The sequence below is a fragment of the Pseudomonas sp. JE3303 genome, from assembly GCF_056312565.1.
This window is the reverse complement of sequence record NZ_JBWGIF010000014.1, coordinates 61,327-80,446: the sequence shown is the minus strand read 5'-3', so window position 1 is coordinate 80,446 and position 19,120 is coordinate 61,327. Positions and strand designations below refer to the sequence as shown.

The 19,120-nt window shown below is 63.7% G+C and carries 20 protein-coding genes; all 20 read right to left on the bottom strand.

All coding sequences use genetic code 11. The features are described 5' to 3' along the window. Positions 1 to 52: 52 nt before the first annotated feature. Positions 53 to 1,357, bottom strand: coding sequence for a flagellar biosynthesis protein FlhF (gene flhF, locus AC0ZZU_RS19815; RefSeq protein WP_476342939.1), 1,305 nt, complete (start codon positions 1,355 to 1,357; stop codon positions 53 to 55). Between the two features lie 11 nt (positions 1,358 to 1,368). Further along, entirely contained in the window at positions 1,369 to 3,498 is a 2,130-nt protein-coding gene (flhA, locus tag AC0ZZU_RS19810; protein WP_476342938.1) for a flagellar biosynthesis protein FlhA, read from the bottom strand. A gap of 501 nt (positions 3,499 to 3,999) precedes the next feature. Beyond that, positions 4,000 to 5,142 (bottom strand): flagellar biosynthesis protein FlhB, encoded by a 1,143-nt coding sequence (gene flhB / locus AC0ZZU_RS19805; protein WP_476342937.1) that lies wholly within the window; start codon positions 5,140 to 5,142, stop codon positions 4,000 to 4,002. Between the two features lie 2 nt (positions 5,143 to 5,144). Further along, the gene (gene fliR, locus AC0ZZU_RS19800; protein WP_476342936.1) at positions 5,145 to 5,921 is read right to left on the bottom strand and encodes a flagellar biosynthetic protein FliR; all 777 of its coding nucleotides are present in this window, start codon (positions 5,919 to 5,921) and stop codon (positions 5,145 to 5,147) included. Between the two features lie 7 nt (positions 5,922 to 5,928). Beyond that, positions 5,929 to 6,198 (bottom strand): flagellar biosynthesis protein FliQ, encoded by a 270-nt coding sequence (fliQ, locus tag AC0ZZU_RS19795; protein ID WP_476342934.1) that lies wholly within the window; start codon positions 6,196 to 6,198, stop codon positions 5,929 to 5,931. 19 nt (positions 6,199 to 6,217) lie between these two features. Further along, positions 6,218 to 6,970 (bottom strand): flagellar type III secretion system pore protein FliP, encoded by a 753-nt coding sequence (fliP, locus tag AC0ZZU_RS19790; protein ID WP_476342932.1) that lies wholly within the window; start codon positions 6,968 to 6,970, stop codon positions 6,218 to 6,220. Next, positions 6,970 to 7,422, bottom strand: coding sequence for a flagellar biosynthetic protein FliO (gene fliO / locus AC0ZZU_RS19785; protein ID WP_476342930.1), 453 nt, complete (start codon positions 7,420 to 7,422; stop codon positions 6,970 to 6,972). The genes fliP and fliO overlap by 1 nt, the downstream gene beginning before the upstream one ends. After that, positions 7,423 to 7,896: a flagellar motor switch protein FliN gene (gene fliN / locus AC0ZZU_RS19780; RefSeq protein WP_476342928.1), complete on the bottom strand. Its 474-nt coding sequence runs from the start codon at positions 7,894 to 7,896 to the stop codon at positions 7,423 to 7,425. Positions 7,897 to 7,943: 47 nt separating this feature from the next. Beyond that, positions 7,944 to 8,912 (bottom strand): flagellar motor switch protein FliM, encoded by a 969-nt coding sequence (fliM, locus tag AC0ZZU_RS19775; protein ID WP_476342926.1) that lies wholly within the window; start codon positions 8,910 to 8,912, stop codon positions 7,944 to 7,946. A gap of 9 nt (positions 8,913 to 8,921) precedes the next feature. After that, the gene (gene fliL / locus AC0ZZU_RS19770) at positions 8,922 to 9,419 is read right to left on the bottom strand and encodes a flagellar basal body-associated protein FliL (RefSeq protein ID WP_476342925.1); all 498 of its coding nucleotides are present in this window, start codon (positions 9,417 to 9,419) and stop codon (positions 8,922 to 8,924) included. Positions 9,420 to 9,523: 104 nt separating this feature from the next. Further along, positions 9,524 to 10,771 (bottom strand): flagellar hook-length control protein FliK, encoded by a 1,248-nt coding sequence (locus AC0ZZU_RS19765; RefSeq protein WP_476342924.1) that lies wholly within the window; start codon positions 10,769 to 10,771, stop codon positions 9,524 to 9,526. 74 nt (positions 10,772 to 10,845) lie between these two features. Then, the gene (locus tag AC0ZZU_RS19760) at positions 10,846 to 11,193 is read right to left on the bottom strand and encodes an Hpt domain-containing protein (RefSeq protein ID WP_476342923.1); all 348 of its coding nucleotides are present in this window, start codon (positions 11,191 to 11,193) and stop codon (positions 10,846 to 10,848) included. A 25-nt stretch (positions 11,194 to 11,218) separates the two neighbouring features. Further along, positions 11,219 to 12,919, bottom strand: a complete 1,701-nt coding sequence (locus AC0ZZU_RS19755) for an ATP-binding SpoIIE family protein phosphatase (protein ID WP_476342922.1) — start codon at positions 12,917 to 12,919, stop codon at positions 11,219 to 11,221. A gap of 8 nt (positions 12,920 to 12,927) precedes the next feature. Beyond that, the gene (locus tag AC0ZZU_RS19750; RefSeq protein ID WP_476342921.1) at positions 12,928 to 13,233 is read right to left on the bottom strand and encodes an STAS domain-containing protein; all 306 of its coding nucleotides are present in this window, start codon (positions 13,231 to 13,233) and stop codon (positions 12,928 to 12,930) included. Between the two features lie 108 nt (positions 13,234 to 13,341). Then, complete coding sequence (fliJ, locus tag AC0ZZU_RS19745; protein ID WP_476342919.1) at positions 13,342 to 13,794, bottom strand: flagellar export protein FliJ; 453 nt, start codon at positions 13,792 to 13,794, stop codon at positions 13,342 to 13,344. A 6-nt stretch (positions 13,795 to 13,800) separates the two neighbouring features. Then, entirely contained in the window at positions 13,801 to 15,159 is a 1,359-nt protein-coding gene (fliI, locus tag AC0ZZU_RS19740; RefSeq protein WP_476342918.1) for a flagellar protein export ATPase FliI, read from the bottom strand. Next, positions 15,149 to 15,907 carry a flagellar assembly protein FliH gene (fliH, locus tag AC0ZZU_RS19735; RefSeq protein WP_476342916.1) on the bottom strand — a complete coding sequence of 253 codons (759 nt, stop codon included), beginning with the start codon at positions 15,905 to 15,907 and terminating at the stop codon, positions 15,149 to 15,151. The genes fliI and fliH overlap by 11 nt, the downstream gene beginning before the upstream one ends. Before the next feature lie 40 nt (positions 15,908 to 15,947). Beyond that, positions 15,948 to 16,967: a flagellar motor switch protein FliG gene (gene fliG / locus AC0ZZU_RS19730; RefSeq protein WP_158460315.1), complete on the bottom strand. Its 1,020-nt coding sequence runs from the start codon at positions 16,965 to 16,967 to the stop codon at positions 15,948 to 15,950. Then, complete coding sequence (fliF, locus tag AC0ZZU_RS19725) at positions 16,960 to 18,741, bottom strand: flagellar basal-body MS-ring/collar protein FliF (protein WP_476342914.1); 1,782 nt, start codon at positions 18,739 to 18,741, stop codon at positions 16,960 to 16,962. The genes fliG and fliF overlap by 8 nt, the downstream gene beginning before the upstream one ends. A 14-nt stretch (positions 18,742 to 18,755) precedes the next feature. Beyond that, the gene (fliE, locus tag AC0ZZU_RS19720) at positions 18,756 to 19,082 is read right to left on the bottom strand and encodes a flagellar hook-basal body complex protein FliE (protein ID WP_476342913.1); all 327 of its coding nucleotides are present in this window, start codon (positions 19,080 to 19,082) and stop codon (positions 18,756 to 18,758) included. Positions 19,083 to 19,120: the final 38 nt, after the last annotated feature.

Sequence of the window (19,120 nt, the reverse complement as noted above, 5' to 3'; positions counted from 1 at the left end):
AGGCACTTGCCGGGCAACCCCTTGATGTAGGTTGTTTGCAATATTATGACCCTCAACCTGCTCGCCTGCCTGGGTTGTGGTAGAGATCAGCGAACATGTCGGCCATGGCCTCCTCGCTGGGCTCCTCCTGCATCTGCACACTGACCGCGCGGCTCACCAGCTGGTGACGGCGTGGCAGGTGAAGATCGTCAGGAATCCGTGGTCCGTCGGTCAGGTAGGCCACGGGAAGTTCATGACTGATGACCAGGCTCAGCACTTCGCCGAGGCTGCCTGTTTCATCGAGTTTGGTCAGGATGCAACCGGCCAGGCCACAGCGCTTGTAGCTGTGGTAGGCGGCGGTCAGCACCTGCTTCTGGCTGGTGGTTGCCAGTACCAGGTAATTGCGCGACGCAATGCCACGACCCGCCAGGGTTTCGAGTTGCATGCGCAGGGCCGGGTCGCTGGCCTGCAGGCCAGCGGTATCGATCAGCACCACGCGCTTGCGCAGCAGCGGCTCCAGCGTCTGGGCCAGGGATTGCCCCGGGTCGACGTGGGTCACCGACACACCGAGAATCCGGCCGAGGGTCTTGAGTTGCTCCTGGGCACCAATGCGGTAGCTGTCCATGCTCACCAGCGCCAGGTTCTGCGCGCCGTACTTGAGCACATAGCGAGCGGCCAGCTTGGCCAGGGTAGTGGTCTTGCCCATGCCGGCCGGACCGACCAGGGCAATCACCCCGCCCTCCTCGATCGGCTCGACTTCAGGTACATCGATCTTGCGCGCCAGGTGGGCCAGCAGCATGCGCCACATCTGGCGCGGCTCGCTGATACCGGCAGTCTGGTCAAGCAACTCGCGGGCAATCGGGCCGGACAGCCCGATGCGCTGCAGGCGGCGCCAGACATTGGCCTGCTGCGGCTGGTTGCCCTGCAGCTGGCCCCAGGCCAGCGAACCGAGCTGCACTTCGAGCAGCTCGCGCAGGCCCGACAGCTCCGAACGCATGGCATCGAACAGGCGCGGGTCGACCGGCGCTGGCGCGACAGGCGCGGCCGGAGCGTCCACGTGCGGTTCGATGAGCGGCTCGGAAGCCGTCAGCGACTGGCCGGCGAACAGCTGGCGGTTGCCCTCTTCGTTCTCGCTGCGCCCGGACAGTTCGGCCTGGGCGGTGGCGATGCGCGACTGGGTCTTGCGCAGCTCGTCTTCAAGCTCGGCATTGGGGACCCGTGGGGCCAGCGCGGACGGCGTGTAGTCCAGCGCCGCCGTCAGTTCGACACCGCCGGCAATGCGTCGGTTGCCGATGATGGCGGCATCGGAGCCAAGCTCATCGCGGACCAACTTCATGGCCTGGCGCATATCGGCGGCGAAGAAACGCTTAACTTGCATGGTGCACTACCTCAGCCGTTGGGGCCCACAGTGGCGACGATGGTCACTTGCTTGTTGTCAGGTATTTCCTGATACGCCAAAACATGCAAGTTCGGTACAGCCAGGCGGCCAAATCGCGACAGCATCGCCCTGATCGGTCCTGCGACCAGGAGGATCGCCGGCTGCCCTTGCATCTCCTGACGCTGGGAAGCCTCGATCAGCGAACGCTGAAGCTTTTCGGCCATGCTCGGCTCAAGAAGAACACCATCTTCCTGACCCTGCCCAGCCCTCTGCAGACTATTTAGCAAGATCTGTTCCAACCTTGGTTCCAAGGTGATCACAGGGAGCTCCGACTCAATGCCGACAATGCTTTGCACGATGGCGCGGCTCAATCCGACACGTACCATGGCGACCAGCGCGGCGGTATCTTGACTCCGGCCTGCGTTGTTTGCGATGGCCTCGGCAATGCTTCTGATGTCACGTACTGGCACTTGTTCGGACAACAGGGCCTGCAGGACCTTCAGCAGCCCCGACAGGGAAATGACGCCCGGCACGAGCTCCTCGGCAAGTTTCGGCGAAGCTTTGGCGAGAACTTGCAGCAGTTGCTGGACTTCTTCGTGGCCAATGAGCTCGTGGCAGTGCTTGTACAGGATCTGGTTCAAGTGAGTGGCGACAACCGTGCTCGCATCGACCACCGTGTATCCCAGCGACTGGGCCTGGCTGCGCTGGCCGACATCGATCCACACCGCCTCCAGGCCAAAGGCCGGATCGCGCGCGGCGATACCATTGAGCGTGCCGAACACCTGACCCGGGTTGATGGCCAGCTCGCGGTCCGGGTAGATCTCGGCTTCGGCCAGGATCACCCCCATCAGCGTCAGGCGGTAGGCGCTCGGCGCCAGGTCGAGGTTGTCGCGGATATGCACCGTGGGCATCAGGAAGCCCAGGTCCTGGGAGAGCTTCTTGCGCACCCCCTTGATCCGCGCCAGCAGTTGCCCACCCTGGTTGCGGTCGACCAGCGGGATCAGCCGGTAGCCGACCTCCAGGCCGATCATGTCGATGGGGGTCACGTCGTCCCAGCCCAGCTCCTTGGTGTCTATCGCCCGTTGCGGCGAAGGCAGCAGGTCTTGCTGGCGCTGCACTTCCTGCTGGGCCTTGACCTTGTCCTGCTCCTGCTTTTTCCAGACCAGGTAGGCGGCTCCGCCAGCCAACAGACCGAGACCCAGGAAGGCCACGTGCGGCATGCCCGGCACCAGGCCCATCACGATCATCAGGCCAGCGGACACTGCCAGCGCCTTGGGCGAGTGGAACATCTGCCGGTTGATCTGCTTGCCCATGTCCTCCGAGCTGGAAGCTCGGGTAACCATGATCGCCGCCGCGGTGGACAGCAGCAGCGATGGCAATTGCGCCACCAAACCGTCACCGATGGTCAGCAGCGCGTAGACCTTGCCCGCTTCACCGAACGGCATGCCGTGCTGCAGGATGCCGATCAGCATGCCGCCGATCAGGTTGATGAACAGGATCAGCAAGCCGGCGATGGCGTCACCGCGCACAAACTTGCTGGCACCGTCCATGGAGCCGTAGAACTCGGCCTCCCCCGCTACCTCGGCACGGCGTGCCTTGGCCTGGGCCTGGTCGATCAGGCCGGCATTGAGGTCCGCGTCGATCGCCATCTGCTTGCCGGGCATGGCATCGAGGGTGAAGCGTGCGCTCACCTCCGAAATACGCCCGGCGCCCTTGGTCACCACCACGAAGTTGATGATCATGAGGATGGCGAACACCACCGCACCCACCACGTAGTTGCCGCCGATCACCACCTCGCCAAAGGCCTGGATCACCTTGCCCGCGGCCTCGTGGCCCTCATGGCCGTGGAGCATCACCACACGCGTGGAGGCCACGTTGAGCGCAAGGCGCAGCAGTGTCGCCACCAGCAGGATGGTCGGAAACGCCGCGAAGTCGAGCGGACGCAATGCGTACACACAGACCAGCAGGACCACGATCGACAGCGCGATGTTGAAGGTAAAGAACACATCGAGCAGGAACGGTGGTACCGGCAACATCATCATTGCCAACATCACCAGCAACAGCAGCGGCACGCCCAAATTGCCCCGGCCGATACCGACCAGGTTGCTACGGGCGCTGTTGATTAACTGCGTGCGATCCACCGAGAGTCCTCTTCAAGCAAACTTTTGACGCCTGAGCGGCGCCTGACGGTCGTCTTTGCAAGAAGCTTTCCAACTTTGGTGGGTTGGGTTTTTAGTGTGCGCTTGAGGCCTTGTGGCGCCCGCGCGAAGTGTGCGCTTGGGGCCTTGTGGCGCCGCATAAATCGAGCGCCGCCCGCGCGGCGCATCGCGGGACAAGTCGGGACGCCGAACCGCCGCTCCCACATTTGTTGCAACGTGCCATGGCCTGACAGTTCGGAGTCTTAGCCTTGACGGTACGGCGAAAATGTTGCGGCGAGCACACCGCCCCCCACCCGTCCTCTGCCATGCACCAAGGCTGACAACCCAAATCCCACAGGCCATGGCACGTTGCAACAAATTGTGGGAGCGGGCTTGTCCCGCGATGCGCCGCGCGGGCGGCGCTCGATTCATGCGGCGCCACAAGGCCCCAAGCGCACGCGGCGCTCGATCTCAAGGCCGCTGAATCTCAAGACATGCCCCCCGTCAGCCATCCCGCCGCAAATCCGGCGGAATGGGCAAATCTTCCTTCAGCGGCTCGGGCGGCTTGCCCTTGCCGGCGCGGTACTGGCGGATCTGGAATACATAGGCCAACACCTGCGCCACGGCCATGTACAACCCGGCCGGGATCTCCTGCTCAAGCTCGGTGCTGTAGTAGATCGAACGCGCCAGCGCGGGGGATTCGAGGATCTGGATGTTGTGCTGCACGGCAATCTCGCGGATCTTCAGGGCAATGAAGTCGCTGCCCTTGGCCAGCAGCAGCGGCGCGGCGCCGCCCTTCTCGGGGTCGTACTTGAGCGCCACGGCATAGTGGGTCGGGTTGGTGATGATCACGTCCGCGTCAGGAACCGCGGACATCATGCGCCGCTGCGACATCTCGCGCTGCAACTGGCGAATGCGCTGCTTCACCTCGGGACGGCCTTCGGAGCTCTTGTGCTCATCGCGCACTTCCTGCTTGGTCATCTTCAACTTGTTGAACGACTGCCATATCTGGAACGGTACGTCCGCGGCGGCGATCAGCAGCAGCCCCGAGGCCATCCACAGGGTGCTCCAGCCCACCACCTGCACACTATGGATGATTGCCTGGTCCAGCGGCTCGTTGGCAATCGCCAGCAGCGCATCACGGTCGGAAGACAACACGAGCAGGGCGACCATCAGAATCACCACGAACTTGGCGATGGCCTTGAGCAATTCCGTGAGCGAGTTGAGCGAGAACATGCGCTTGATCCCGGCCAGCGGGTTCATGCGGCTGAATTTTGGCTGCAGCAGGCTGCCGGAAAACAGGAAGCCGCCCAAGGCGATCGGCCCGATGAAAGCCACGATGAACAGCAATACCAGCACCGGTTGCACCGCCCAGATGGCCATCTTGCCGGAGGCTAGCAGGAACAGCCCCATCGAGCGCTCGTCGATCAGCACCTCGCGCGACAGCGTGAAGTTGGTGCGCATCAGCTGCATCATGGTTTCAGCCAGCGACCCGCCAAACCCCAGCAAGGCGCCAGCACCCGCCAACGTCACCAGCACCGTGTTGAGCTCCTTGGAGCGGGCGATCTCGCCTTTCTCGCGCGAATCCTTGCGGCGCTTGTCGGTGGGGTCTTCTGTCTTGTCTTCGCCGCTCTCGCTTTCGGCCATGCTCAGCGCGCCCGTGCCAGTTCACGCAGCCACTGCAGCGATTCGCTGGCCAGTGACTGGTAATGAGGAAGGATATCGGCCAGCGTCACCCAGAAGATGCCCATGCCAAGCACCAGGGTCAGCGGGAAGCCGATCGAGAAGATGTTCAACTGCGGCGCGGCGCGGGTCATCACGCCAAAGGCGATGTTGACCACCAGCAGCGCGGTGATCGCGGGCAATACCAGCAGCAGCGCGGCGCCGAACACCCAGCCCACGCGCCCGGCCAGCTCCCAGAAGTGATTGACCAGCAGCCCGCCGCCCACCGGCAAGGTGGTGAAGCTTTCGGTCAGCACCTCAATCACCACCAGATGACCGTTCATCAACAGGAACAGTATGCTCACCAGCATGGTCATGAACTGGGCTACCACCGCGGTATTGACCCCGTTGGCCGGATCGACCATGGACGCGAACGCCATGCCCATCTGGATAGCGACAATCTGCCCGGCCACCACGAACGCCTGGAACAGCATCTGCATCGCCAGTCCGAACATCGAGCCGATGATGATCTGCTCGGCGCACATCATCAGCCCGCTCAGGCCCAGCGGGTTGAATTCGGGCATCGGCGGCAGGCCCGGGGTGATGACCACGGTAATCGCCAGGGCGAAGTACAGGCGTACGCGGGCGGGCAGCATCTTGGTGCCGATGATCGGCATGGTCATCAACACCGCTGTCACCCGGAACAGCGGCAACATGAAGGTGGCGACCCAGGCGCCGATCTGCGTGTCGGTCAGCTCTAGCATGGCAGCCTCAACCGATCAGCTGCGGAATGCTGCTGTACAGGCCGGTGATGTACTCCATGAACGTCTGCGTCAGCCAGGGTCCGGCGACGATCAGCGTGATCAGCATCACCAGCAGGCGCGGCAGGAAGCTCAAGGTCTGTTCGTTGATCTGGGTGGCGGCCTGGAACATCGCTACCACCAGGCCGATCAACAGGCTCGGCACCACCAGCACGGCGACCATGAGCGTCGTCAGCCAAAGGGCATCACGGAACAGATCGACGGCGACTTCTGGGGTCATGGGTATCTCCTCTAAAGCGTCAGACGCCGCCGAAACTGCCGGCCAGCGTACCCATGATCAGCGCCCAGCCATCGACCAGCACGAACAGCATGATCTTGAACGGCAGCGAGATGATCAGCGGCGACAGCATCATCATGCCCATGGCCATCAGCACGCTGGCGACCACCATGTCGATGATCAGGAACGGGATGAAGATCATGAAACCGATCTGGAACGCCGTCTTGAGCTCGGAGGTGACGAACGCCGGCACCAGGATCGTCAGCGGCGCCTGCTCGGGGGCGGCGATGTCGGTGCGCTTGGACAGGCGCATGAACAGCTCCAGGTCGCTCTGGCGGGTCTGCGCAAGCATGAAGTCCTTGATCGGCACCTGGGCGCGATCGAGCGCTTCCTGGGCGATGATCTGCTCGCTCAGGTACGGCTGCAGGGCGTCCTTGTTCACCCGGTCGAACACCGGGGCCATGATGAACATGGTCAGGAACAACGCCATGCCGGTGAGCAACTGGTTGGAGGGCGTCTGCTGCAGGCCCAGGGCCTGGCGCAGGATCGAGAAGACGATGATGATGCGGGTAAAGCTGGTCATCAGGATGACGAACGCTGGAATAAAGCTCAGCGCCGTCATGATCAGCAGGATCTGCAGGCTGACCGAGTACTCCTGCTGGCCGTTCGCCCCGTTGGACAGGGTAATGGCGGGGATCGACAGCGGATCGGCGGCCAGCGCCATTGGCGCCGCCATCATCAGCGCCAGGGTCAACAGCATGCGCAACGCGCCCATCACGGCTTGTCCTTATTGTCCTTGCCCATCAGCTCCATGAGCCGCAGGGCGAATTCGGGCGTAGCCTGGCGGGCGCTGGCGGGCACCTCCACAGGCTCGGCGAGCACGTGCAATGCCTCGATACTGCCCGGGCTGTGGCCCAGCAGGATCTGCTCCTTGCCCACCTGGACCAGCAGCAAGCGGTCACGCGGGCCGATGGCCCGGCTGGCGATGATCTCGATCACCTGACCGCCCCGCGGCGCGGCGCCCTGCACCCTGCGCAGCAGCCAGGCAAGGAAGAAGATCAGGCCGACGACCAGTCCCAGCCCCAGCACCAGTTGCAACAACTGGCCGCCCAGGCCACCAGGAGTGGCAGTGCTGGCCGCCGGTGCGACGGCTGCCGCCGCGGCCGCTGCGGCCTCACCGCTCAATACCAGGCCCAAGGCCAGAATGGCCCGCTTCACGACCTTCACTCAGCGCAGCTTCTTGATGCGTTCGCTGGGGCTGATCACGTCGGTCAGGCGGATGCCGAACTTCTCGTTGACCACCACCACTTCGCCATGGGCAATCAAAGTGCCGTTGACCAGCACGTCGAGCGGCTCGCCGGCCAGGCGGTCGAGCTCGATCACCGAGCCCTGGTTGAGCTGCAGCAAGTTGCGGATGTTGATTTCGGTGCTGCCCACTTCCATGGAGATGTTCACCGGGATATCCAGGATCACATCCAGGTTCGGGCCTTCGAGGCTGACGTGGCCGTTGGGCCGCGGCGAGCTTGCGAACTCTTCCATCGGCAGGCGGCCTGCGCCGGACTTGGCGCCGTTGCCCGTATCGGCGGCGAGCAAGGCGTCGATGTCAGCCTGCCCGGCGTCGCCGGTTTCTTCCAGGGCCGCGGCCCATTCATCGGCCAGGGCCTGGTCCTCTGCGGAGGTAAAATTGTTCTGGTTAGCCATAATGTCCTCGACAGGCATTCAATTCGGAGGTTGCGACCGGTACGCGCTCAGCGGCGTTCGATCGGATCGATGATCTGCAGGGCCAGGTTGCCCTTGTGCGAGCCCAGCCGGGCCTTGAACGATGGCACGCCGTTGGCGCGCAGCACCAGGTGCTCGGGCAGCTCCACCGGGATCACGTCGCCTGGCTGCATGTTCAGGATGTCGCGCAGTTTCAACTGGCGCTTGGCGACGGTGGCGGTCACCGGCACGCTGACATCCAGCACGTCTTCGCGCAGGGCCTTGACCCAGCGCTCGTCCTGATCGTCCAGGTCGGACTGGAAACCGGCATCGAGCATCTCGCGCACCGGCTCGATCATCGAGTACGGCATGGTCACGTGCAGGTCGCCGCCACCGCCGTCGAGCTCGATGTGGAACGTCGACACCACCACCGCCTCGCTGGGCCCGACGATGTTGGCCATGGCCGGATTGACCTCCGAGTTGATGTACTCGAAGTTGACCGGCATGATCGCCTGCCAGGCTTCCTTGAGATCGACGAAGGCCTGGTCCAGCACCATGCGCACCACGCGCAGCTCGGTGGGGGTGAATTCACGCCCTTCGATCTTGGCGTGACGGCCGTCGCCGCCAAAGAAATTGTCCACCAGCTTGAACACCAGCTTGGCGTCGAGGATGAACAGCGAGGTGCCCCGCAGTGGCTTGACCTTCACCAGGTTGAGGCTGGTCGGGACGTACAGCGAGTGTATGTACTCGCCAAACTTCATGACCTGCACGCCACCTACCGCCACGTCGGCGGAGCGGCGCAACAGGTTGAACATGCTGACGCGGGTGTAGCGCGCGAAACGCTCGTTGATCATCTCGAGGGTCGGCATGCGACCGCGTACGATCCGGTCCTGACTGGTCAGGTCGTAGCTTCTGACGCCGCCAGGCTCGCTGGCGCTATCGGTTTGTACCAGACCGTCATCGACGCCATGCAAGAGGGCGTCGATCTCATCCTGGGACAGCAGGTCCTGCACGGCCATCGGTGGCTCCTACTGCAATACGAAATTGGTGAACAGCAACTGGTCAACGACCGGCTTGCCGACTTCTTTCTGCGCCACTTCCTGAACCACCGCGGTGGCTTTCTGGCGGAGCATTTCCTGGCCAACCGGACTGCCGGCGAGGGTGTCGAACCCTTGCCCGGAGAACATCATCACCAGGTTGTTGCGAATGACCGGCATATGCACTTTCAGGGCATCCAGCGCAAGCTGGTCACGGCCTTGCAAGGTAATGCTCACCTGCATGTAGCGCTGCCGGCCGTTCTGGTTGAAGTTGACCACGAAGGCAGGCGTCAACGGCTCGTAGATTGCCGGCGCCTTGACGTTGGTTGCTGCTGCGTCCGGCGCGGGTTCGCTGTCGGGCTTGTGCATGATGAACCAGGTAGCGCCCACCGACAGGCCGACGGCCAGCAGCAATGCCACCACCCCTATCACGATGACCTTGAGTTTGCCTCTAGCGGCGGGGTCTTTCACTGTGTCGCTCTTCGCCATGCCAATAATCCGTCATCCATCAGGGTTTCATAGGAGATGACAGGGCTTGAGCAAGTGTTATGCCAGATCAGGGGCAAACCGGACGAGATGGCCGCCCGCACAGGTCAGGCGTAGTAGTCGACCGCGCTGGAGCCGATGATCACCTGGTGCTCCACGGGCCTGGCGGCGTCGGCAACCTCTGAACTGCCCCCTTCCTGAGCCGCGCGGCGCGCGGCCACGCCGCTCAGGTGCGAACCTTCCTGCCGGCCCTGTTGCTGCTGCCCACGGGATTGATCGGCGACGTTGACGTCAGGCTGGGCCAGGCCTTGCTGGGCAAACAGTTCCCGCAGACGCTGCACCTGGCCTTCAAGGGTATCGCGCACGCCGACGTGACCGCTGATGAAGGTGACCTGGGTCTGCTGGTCCGCCGCGACATTGACGCGGATGTCCAGGCGGCCGAGTTCGGCAGGCGCCAGCTGAATCTCCGCCGATTTGAGGTTCTGGCTCGACAGGTACATCACCCGATTGACCAGGCCCTCGGTCCAGCCGCTCTGGGTCATCGTCAGCGGCTGCTGCATGACGTTGGCCGACGGCGCCACGTGAGCGGTTTTGGGCGTAGCGGCCTGGGTCAGCGCGGCAAGGCGGTCGGCAAAATCATCGACGCGGGTGTCGCTGGCGGCGCCCTTGAGATCCTTGAGACCATCGTCGAGCAAGCCCGAAAACGCCTTGTCGCTAGCTTCACCCTCCCCGCCCTCACCGTCGTTGAGTTGCAGCAGGCTCGCCAAGGTATTGACGGCAGGCTGCCCTGGAGCCGCTTCGAGCTCGGCATCCTTGGCATGGGCAGACGTAGTGCCCTGGGCCTGGGCACTTTGCTCCAGGGCCAGGCGCAAGGTAGGCAGGCCTTCCAGGGGGTCTGCCTCCGGGTCGAACGCGGTTAGCGCCGCAGCGTCGTCTTCACCACTGGCCGCTGCGGCCTGCTGCTGGAGCATCGGCGAGAGGGTCTGAGCCTGGGCCTGGATCAGCTGAGCGCCAGGCTGGGCATCGGTAAGCTGCCCGGCAACGAGACTGGAATCATGCACCGTCGAATCAGCGGCGTCATCGGCAGACTCATCGGCCGCTGGCAACTTCTTGCCGTCACCGGCAACAGAGTCGGCGGCGTCGGTACGCGGCTTGCCGCTGTCAGCCTGATCGGCACGAACCTTCGGCCTGGCCGAGGCCACCTCGTCATCGCGGCCCTGGCGCGCCATCACCTGGTCGAAGCCCGCGCCCCTGCCGTTCAACGTCTGCTGAGTCTTGTCCGCAAGGTTTGCGGCCGTGCGCGCAGAGGCGCCAAGGGCACTCGCTTGCAACAGTGGATTGGATGCAACAGGCATTGAAAAGGTCTCCGCGCCAGAAGGCTTTACTCATCTGGGCAAAGAACAGGCAAGACTCGCGCCAGGTTCGCGCTCTAATTGGCGGAAACCCGATGCCGCTCGTCCCGGTAGAAGCGCTGAACCTCGACATATTCCTGGTCGATACGGTTGATCAGGTCCTCGATGCCATACAGTGGCTGCTGCCGGACACGCTCTTCGAGCAGGCTGCACAATGAGGCCAGCCCTACCGCCCCCATGTTGCTGCTGCTGCCCTTGAAGCTGTGCGCCGCCAGGCCAAGTTCATGGGCGTCCTTGGCTCCGTGCAACTGGTCAAGCCGCTTTTCGGAGTCTTCAAGAAAGGTTTCGAGCAGTTGCAGGTAGCCATCTTCCATGACCTCCCGCAGGTCGCTCAGGACCTTGTGATCGATATGATTCTCGGACACTTGTTCACTCCTTGATCAAGCTGGATTATGCCTGAGCCGCCCAGGCGAACTCCACTCGCGCACAACGCCCGTCATCCAGCCAATGGGCACGTTGACTCAAGCGCGTTATCAGGTTCAGGCCGCGACCACTTAAACCCAGCGGTCCAGCCGCACGCGCCAGCACTTCGGCCACGTCAAAACCGCTGCCACTGTCGCGCACCTCGATACTCAGACGCCCACCGCCCTCATGCGGTTCAACCTTGAGGTCGATACAGATGAATCCGCCTTGCTGCTGGTCAAGGCGCCGGTCGCGCTCCTGGTAGTACCATGCAAATCCCGCGGCATCGCGCTTGAGCGCGGAGTCCAGGCCCAGCACGCCATGTTCAAGGGCATTGGCATAGAGCTCGGCAAGCACGCTGTGCAGGGCACCGCTCAGGCCCCGCAACCCCTGGATCCCCTGGAGAACTTGCAGCAGATACGGAACGGGATTGAAACGCTTCAGGCTGTCGCCCCGCAATTCCAGGCGCATCGACCAGTCCAGCGGGCAGTGCGGTCTGTTGTCAGGGTAGACCATTGGCGGCGGCGTGAACTGCGCGGGTACAAGCATCCCGACGTCCAGCAGGCTGATGTCATCGCGAGCCCGGCCGCCGAAGCGCTCCAGCGCCAGCATGACCTCGCTGAACAACTGCTCGGGGTCGCGGTTGTCGGCAAGCACCGCGCGCAGCCGCTCGACACCGAACAACTGCTCGTGCGTATCGCTGGTATCGACCACCCCGTCGGAGAGCAGGAATAGTCGTTCACCAGCAAGCAGGGGCAATACCTGGGTGCTGTCATCGAACCGCTCAGGGCTCAGGATGCCCAGCGGCAAGTGATGCGAGACAAGCGGCGTCAGCGGCCGGCCGTCCGCCGAGAGGCGATAGCCGTCGGGCATCCCTCCATTCCAGAACTCGACCGTGCCGCGCTGCATATCCAGCTTGAGCAGCAGCGCGCAGCAGAACATGTCGACCGGCAGGATGTGCTTGAGCTTGGTGTTCATCTCGCGCAGGGTTTCCGCCAGGCCGAAGCCCTTGGCGGTCATGCCGTAGAACACATCGGCCAGGGGCATGGCGCCCACCGCCGCCGGCAAGCCGTGGCCAGTGAAGTCACCAAGCAGCACATGCATGTCACCGGACGGCGTAAAGGCCGCCAGCAGCAGGTCGCCGTTGAACAGCGCATAGGGTGACTGCAGGTAGCGGATGTTTGGCGCCGCCAGGCAGCCGGCATGCGCCACCTTGTCGAACACCGCCTTGGCCACGCGTTGCTCGTTGAGCAGATGCTGATGGTGGCGGGCGATCTGGTCGCGCTGCTGCAGTACCGTTTCCTGCAGCCGGCGCAAGCGGTCCATGGACTGGATCCTGGCGGCCAGGATGACCGGGCTGTAGGGCTTTGCCATGAAGTCGTCGCCGGCTTCGAGGCAGCGCACCAGACCGTCCTCTTCGTTGAGCGACGTGAGGAAGATAATCGGCACCAGGACCTCGCCCGCGAGGCTCTTGATCTGCCGTGCGGCCTCGAAACCGTCCATGACCGGCATGAGCGCGTCCAGCAGGACCAGTTGCGGGCGCATTTCATTGAACAGCGCCACGGCCTCGGCACCATCTTGCGCGGTATAGACAATATGGCCCAGGCGCCGGACGATCTGCGCCAGCAGCAGGCGATCGGCCGCACCGTCCTCGGCGATCAGCACGCGCAGCGCGGCGGTGTCAGCCATGGCGGCGCTCAACTGATATCGAACAGCTTGTCGAAATTGGAGATGGCGAGAATCTTGCGCACATCCGAACTGGTGTTGACCACCTGCACCTCGGCACCGTCGCCGCCAACATGGTCACGCAACAGCAGAAGCATGCCCAGGGCGGAACTGTCCAGATAGGTGGCTTCCTTGAGGTCGACGATCACCTTTTCCGGCTTGGGATGCTGACGCTCGTAGGCCTGCCTGAATTCCTGATGCTTGCCGAAATCGAAACGGCCCTTGATCCTGATCGTCAAACTGTTCCCGTCCAGGGAAAAAACGGTTTCGACAGCCATGCGAGTTATCCCTTCAAAGATGGCGTGAAGAGAAAGGTTTAGCAGTGAAATGGCGGTGCGGCAAGGTGAGGTGCATGAGCGCGCATGATCCGCCGGGACCGCGTTCTTTCAATCGACCGTATGCCGCGGCAGGCGCTGTGACAGCTCGTCGAGAAGACGCTGCTCGCGCTTGTCTTCGGCGCGGCGCGCTTCGTCGAGATAACGCTGCACCAGCTTGCGCAGGCCTTCGACGCGGGCATAGGCCTGCTGCCAGGTGCCGCGGGCGTTGTTGAGATTGTTCTGGTGCCACACCAGGCTCTGGCGCTGCTGGGTCATGGCGGTTTCAAGCTGGCCAAGAAACCGCTGGTAGTTGACCAGCCAGCTGCCGTTGACGCCCTGCCCGCCGCGGTTGATCCACTGCAGCTGGTAGTCCTCGCGAAACCGCTCGAGCTCGGTGAGCTTGGCCTGGGCCTGGCTGACCTGCTGCTGGAAATGCCCCAGGCGCTGCACGGCCTTGCGCTCGGCTTCTTCGGCCATGTCGACCACCGGCGCCAGGCGCGCCCCTCGGCTGAGTTCGGCCATGGTCTATCAGTTGCCCGCCGGCGGCGCGAAGACGCCCGCCAGCTGCCCACGGCTCTGGTCGAGACTGACATTCTCGTCAAGCGCCTGGCGCAGGTAGCCGACCAGCTTGGGCTGCAGGGCAATGGCGAGATCGGTTTCCGGATCACCACCGGGCACGTAGGCCCCCACGCTGATCAGGTCACGACTCTGCGACAGGCGCGACCACAGTTGCTTGAATTTCTGCGCCTGGCGCAGATGCTCAGGGCTCACCACCTGGGGCATGACCCGGCTGATCGAAGCCTCGATGTCGATGGCAGGGTAATGCCCCTCTTCGGCCAGGCGGCGCGACAGCACGAAGTGCCCGTCGAGCACGCCCCGCGCCGAGTCGGCGATCGGGTCTTGCTGGTCATCGCCTTCGGACAGCACGGTATAGAATGCAGTGATCGAGCCCCCGCCCTTCTCGCCGTTACCCGCGCGCTCGACCAGCTTGGGCAGCTTGGCGAACACCGAAGGCGGATAACCGCGGGTAGCCGGCGGCTCGCCGATCGCCAGGGCGATCTCGCGCTGTGCCTGGGCGAAACGGGTGAGAGAATCCATCAACAGCAGGACATTCTTGCCCTTGTCGCGAAAATACTCGGCGATTCGGGTGCAGTACATGGCTGCGCGCAAGCGCATCAGCGGCGCGTCATCGGCGGGCGACGCCACCACCACCGAACGCTTGAGGCCTTCTTCGCCGAGGATGTGCTCGATGAACTCCTTGACCTCTCGGCCACGCTCGCCGATCAGCCCGACGACGATGATTTCGGCCTCGGTGAAACGCGTCATCATGCCCAGCAACACCGACTTGCCCACGCCAGTACCGGCAAACAGGCCCAGCCGCTGGCCACGGCCCACGGTCAACAGTCCATTGATGCTGCGAATGCCGACGTCCAGGGGCTGGCTGATCGGATCGCGGTTGAGCGGGTTGATCACCGGGCCATCCATCGGCACCCAGTCCTCCGCCTTCATGCCGCCCTTGCCGTCCAGCGCGCGGCCGGCGCCGTCCAGCACCCGGCCAAGCATGCTCATGCCCATGGGCAGCCGGTTGCTGTCGTCGAGCGGCACCACCCGCGCACCGGGCGCGATGCCGGCGACACTGCCGACTGGCATGAGGAACACCTTGCCGCCAGAAAAGCCCATCACTTCCGCCTCGACGCGCACCGGGTGGTAGCTGTCGTCGTTGATCACAACGCAGCGGCTGCCTATCGCGGCGCGCAGGCCTTCGGCTTCGAGGGTCAGGCCGACCATGCGCAGCAGGCGCCCTTCCACCACAGGCTGCGCGGGCAGGTCCACCGCCCCGGCGTAGGCGCCCAGGCGCTTGGCGAAACTGGTGCGGTCAAGGCGCATCGGGGTTGTCCAGGTCTACCGAAAGGTCAGGCGCGGCTGGGTGCAGCGCCTGGTCATGCAACTGATCGAACAATTGTGCCAGGCCTTTCTCGATACGCGTCTCGATGGTGGCATCGATGCGGCTGTGGGCCGTCTCGATACGGCAACCGCCCGGCAGCAGCGTTTCGTCTTCGAGGAATTTCCAGTTTTCTTCGTGGCGTTCGCGCAGGGCCTTGGCCAGCTCGAAATCCTGGGGATTGAGGTGAATGCGGATGTTTTCGGCGCCCATCGGGAGCAGCTTGAGCGCTTCACGCAGCACCTGGGTGATCTGGCTGGAGTCGGCGCGCAACTCGCGGCCGATTACCTGGCGGGTGATGTGCCCGACCAGGCTGATCATGGCCTTCTCGATCTGGGTGTCCTGCTCGGCGATCGGCTCCATCAGGTGGCCCATCAGCCGTTCTAGGCCGGCGAGCTTGTCGGCCAGCGCCGCTTCGGCTTCCTGGCGGACCTTGAGCTGAGTGCTGTGAAAACCTTCGCGCTCGCCGGTAGCGAAACCTTCGTTGTAGGCTTCCTGGCGGATGCTCTCGAGTTCCTCGAGGGTCAGCGGCTGGACTTCCTCCAGCGGCACTTCCTCGATTTCCTCCTCGATGACTTCAGGCTCGGGTTCGGGCGCAGGCTCCGGCCGCGGGTCGAAGCTGGGCAAGGCCCAGACATCGAGGCCTTCCAGGTCACGGGCGCGGATCAGGTCGCTGGGACGTTCTGTGGACATATTTCTGGACTACTCCTGAACCGTTTGGACGCTCCTGCAGTTAAATCATTTCCTCGCCGCCCTTGCCGCCGAGCACGATCTCGCCGGCTTCGGCCATGCGGCGGGCAATGGTGAGGATCTCCTTCTGCGCGGTCTCGACGTCGCTGACGCGGACCGGGCCCTTGGCCTCGAGGTCGTCGCGCAACAGCTCCGAGGCACGCTTGGACATGTTCTTCAAGACCTTGTCCTTGACTTTCTCGTCCGCGCCCTTGAGCGCTACCACCAGCACGTCCGAAGACACCTCGCGCATCAGCGCCTGGATACCGCGGTCGTCCACGTCGGCAAGGTTGTTGAAGACAAACATCAGGTCTTCGATCTGCTCGGACAGGTCGCCATCGACCTCGCGGATCGAGTCCATCAGCTGGCCTTCGACCGAGCTGTCGAGGAAGTTCATGATGTCGGCCGCCCGCTTGATCCCGCCCAGCGTGGTGCGCGCGGCATTGGAGTTGCCCGAGAACTGCTTCTCGAGAATCTGGTTCAGCTCCTTGAGCGCTGCCGGCTGCACGGTATTGAGCGAGGAGACGCGCAGGATGATGTCCAGGCGCACCTTGTGGTCGAAATTGCTCAGCACTTCGCCAGCCTGGTCGGGGTCGAGATAGGCGACAACGATAGCCTGGATCTGCGGGTGTTCGAAGCGGATGACGTCGGCCACGGCACGCGGCTCCATCCACTTCAGGCTGTCCAGGCCGCTGGTGTTGCCACCGAGCAGGATGCGGTCGATCAGGCCGTTGGCCTTGTCCTCACCCAGGGCCTGGTTGAGCATCTTGCGGATGTAGCCGTCCGAGCCCACGCCCAGGCTGGTCTGCTCGCCGACGACTTCGACGAACTCGCTCATCACCTGCTCGACCTGCTCGCGATGGATGGTGCCCATCTGCGCCATGGCAACGCCGACCCGCTGTACTTCCTTGGGGCCCATGTGCCGCAATACCTGGGCGGCGTCGGTCTCGCCCAGGGACAGCAGGAGGATGGCCGCCTTGTCGACACGGGTCAGTTTGGCGGTAACGGCTCGGTTATCACTCATCGGCGTTGATCCACTCTTTGACGACCTGGGCCACTCGGCCCGGGTCTTCGGCCACCAGGCCCTTGATTGCGTTCAACTGCGCCTCGTAACCCTCGGTCGGGCTTGGCAACAGAATGCTTTGCGGGCCACCGAGGCTGACGCGGTCGTTGGCCACTTCGCCATCCATACCGATCATCCCGCCCAGTTCCATGTCGCGGTCGTTGGCAGCGGCCTGCTTGCCGCCACCGGTGATATTGTTGAGCACCGGGCGCAGCACGCCGAATACCAGAACCAGGATGAACAGCACGCCCAGCACTTGCTTGACGATGTCCCAGAACCAAGGCTGCGAATAGAACGGGATCTCGGCGATCACCTCGCCGCGGTCTGCGGCGAATGGCACGTTGATCACGCTGACGCTGTCGCCACGGCTGGCGTCGAAGCCCACGGCGTCCTGCACCAGACGGGTGAAGCGCGTCAGGTCCTCGGCCGTCCAGGGCGCACGGGTCGCCTCGCCGGTCGCGGCGTCGAGCTTGACCTGATCGTCCACCACCACGGCCACCGACAGGCGGGTCAGACGACCCTGCTGCTGGCGGGTATGACTGATGGAGCGGTCCAGCTCGAAGTTCTTGGTCGATTGCTGGCGCTTGTCGGCCGGGTACGGTGCGAGCATCGGCTGGCCAGTGGCCGGGTCCATGATCTGCTGGCCGTTGGCGTCGAGCAGCGGCTGGCCAGGCTGAATCGCCCCCGCCGCGCCGGCGGTGCCACCGGTGGTCTGCGGTGCGCTCGCGGGACCTGGCGGCTGGTTGCTCAGCGCACCGGGCACGCCCTGCGGGCCCTGGCTGCTGGTGCGTTGTTCTTCGACCGACTGCTCGCTGCGCAGCGCTGGCTGGTCAGGGTTGAACTGTTCGGAGGTGGACTCGACGGCGCTGAAATCGACGTCGGCCGACACTTCGGCCTTGTAGCGGTCATTGCCCAGCACCGGTTGCAGGATGTTGTGCACACGCTGGGTAAGCATGCCTTCCATGCGGCGGCTGTAGTCGAACTGCTTGCCGGCCATGGTCAGCTCGGTGTTCTGGATCTGCTCGGACAGCAGGTTGCCCTTCTGGTCCACCACGGTGACCTGAGACTTGTCGAGCTCGGGAACGCTGGCGGCAACCAGGTTGACGATGGCTGCCACCTGACCGGCCTCGAGGCTGCGGCCGGCGTACATTTCAACCAGCACCGAGGCGCTCGGCTTGCGCTCATCACGGACAAACACCGAGCTTTTCGGGATGGCCAGGTGCACGCGGGCGCCCTTGACGTTGTTCAGGCTCGATACGGTCCGCGCCAGTTCGCCTTCGAGGCCGCGGCGATAACGCGTCGCTTCCATGAACTGGCTGGTACCCAGGCCCTGCTCCTTGTCGAGGATCTCGAAGCCCACGTTGCCATCGCTCGGCGCCACGCCCGCAGCAGCCAGCTTGAGGCGCGCACGGGACAGGTCGTCGGCCTTGACCAGCAGCGCGCCGGAGTTGGGCTCGACGTTGTAGGAAATGTCGGCAGCAGCCAGGGTATCCATGATCTGCTTGGTGTCCATGCCCGACAGGCTGCCGTACAGCGGACGGTAGTCGGGCTGCTGGGACCACAGCACTACGGCGAAGCCGATGGCCACGCTCGCGGCCAGGCCGACCAGCAGGGCAACCTGGCGCAGCACGGGCATGCGCGAGATGTTTTCCAGGAACGACATGCCAAACAGGGGCGGCTTGCCACCTGGCGGGCTGCTTTTCGCGGGCATGTTGTCGGAGACTGCTTCGGCCATGACTTACTCTGTCCTCAAACCGGCATTTGCAAGATGTCTTGGTACGCCTGGACCACTTTGTTGCGCACCTGCGTCAGCGCCTGCATCGACACCGAGGCTTTTTGCGAAGCGATCATCACGTCAGTGAGGTCGACACCGCTCTTGCCAATTTCAAAGGCGCTCGCCAGCTGCGAGGAAGCCTGCTGGGTGTCGCTGACTTTGTTGATGGCCTGCCCGAACAGATCGGCAAAACTGCTCGAACCCACTTCGGGTGCGGCAGATGCCTTGGGCAGCGACATGGCATCGGCCTGCATGGCCCGCATGTCCAACATCAATCGATTGAATTCAACACCTTGGCTCATGGACTCTTCTCTCCGAGGGCCGCATTTTTTTGACACTA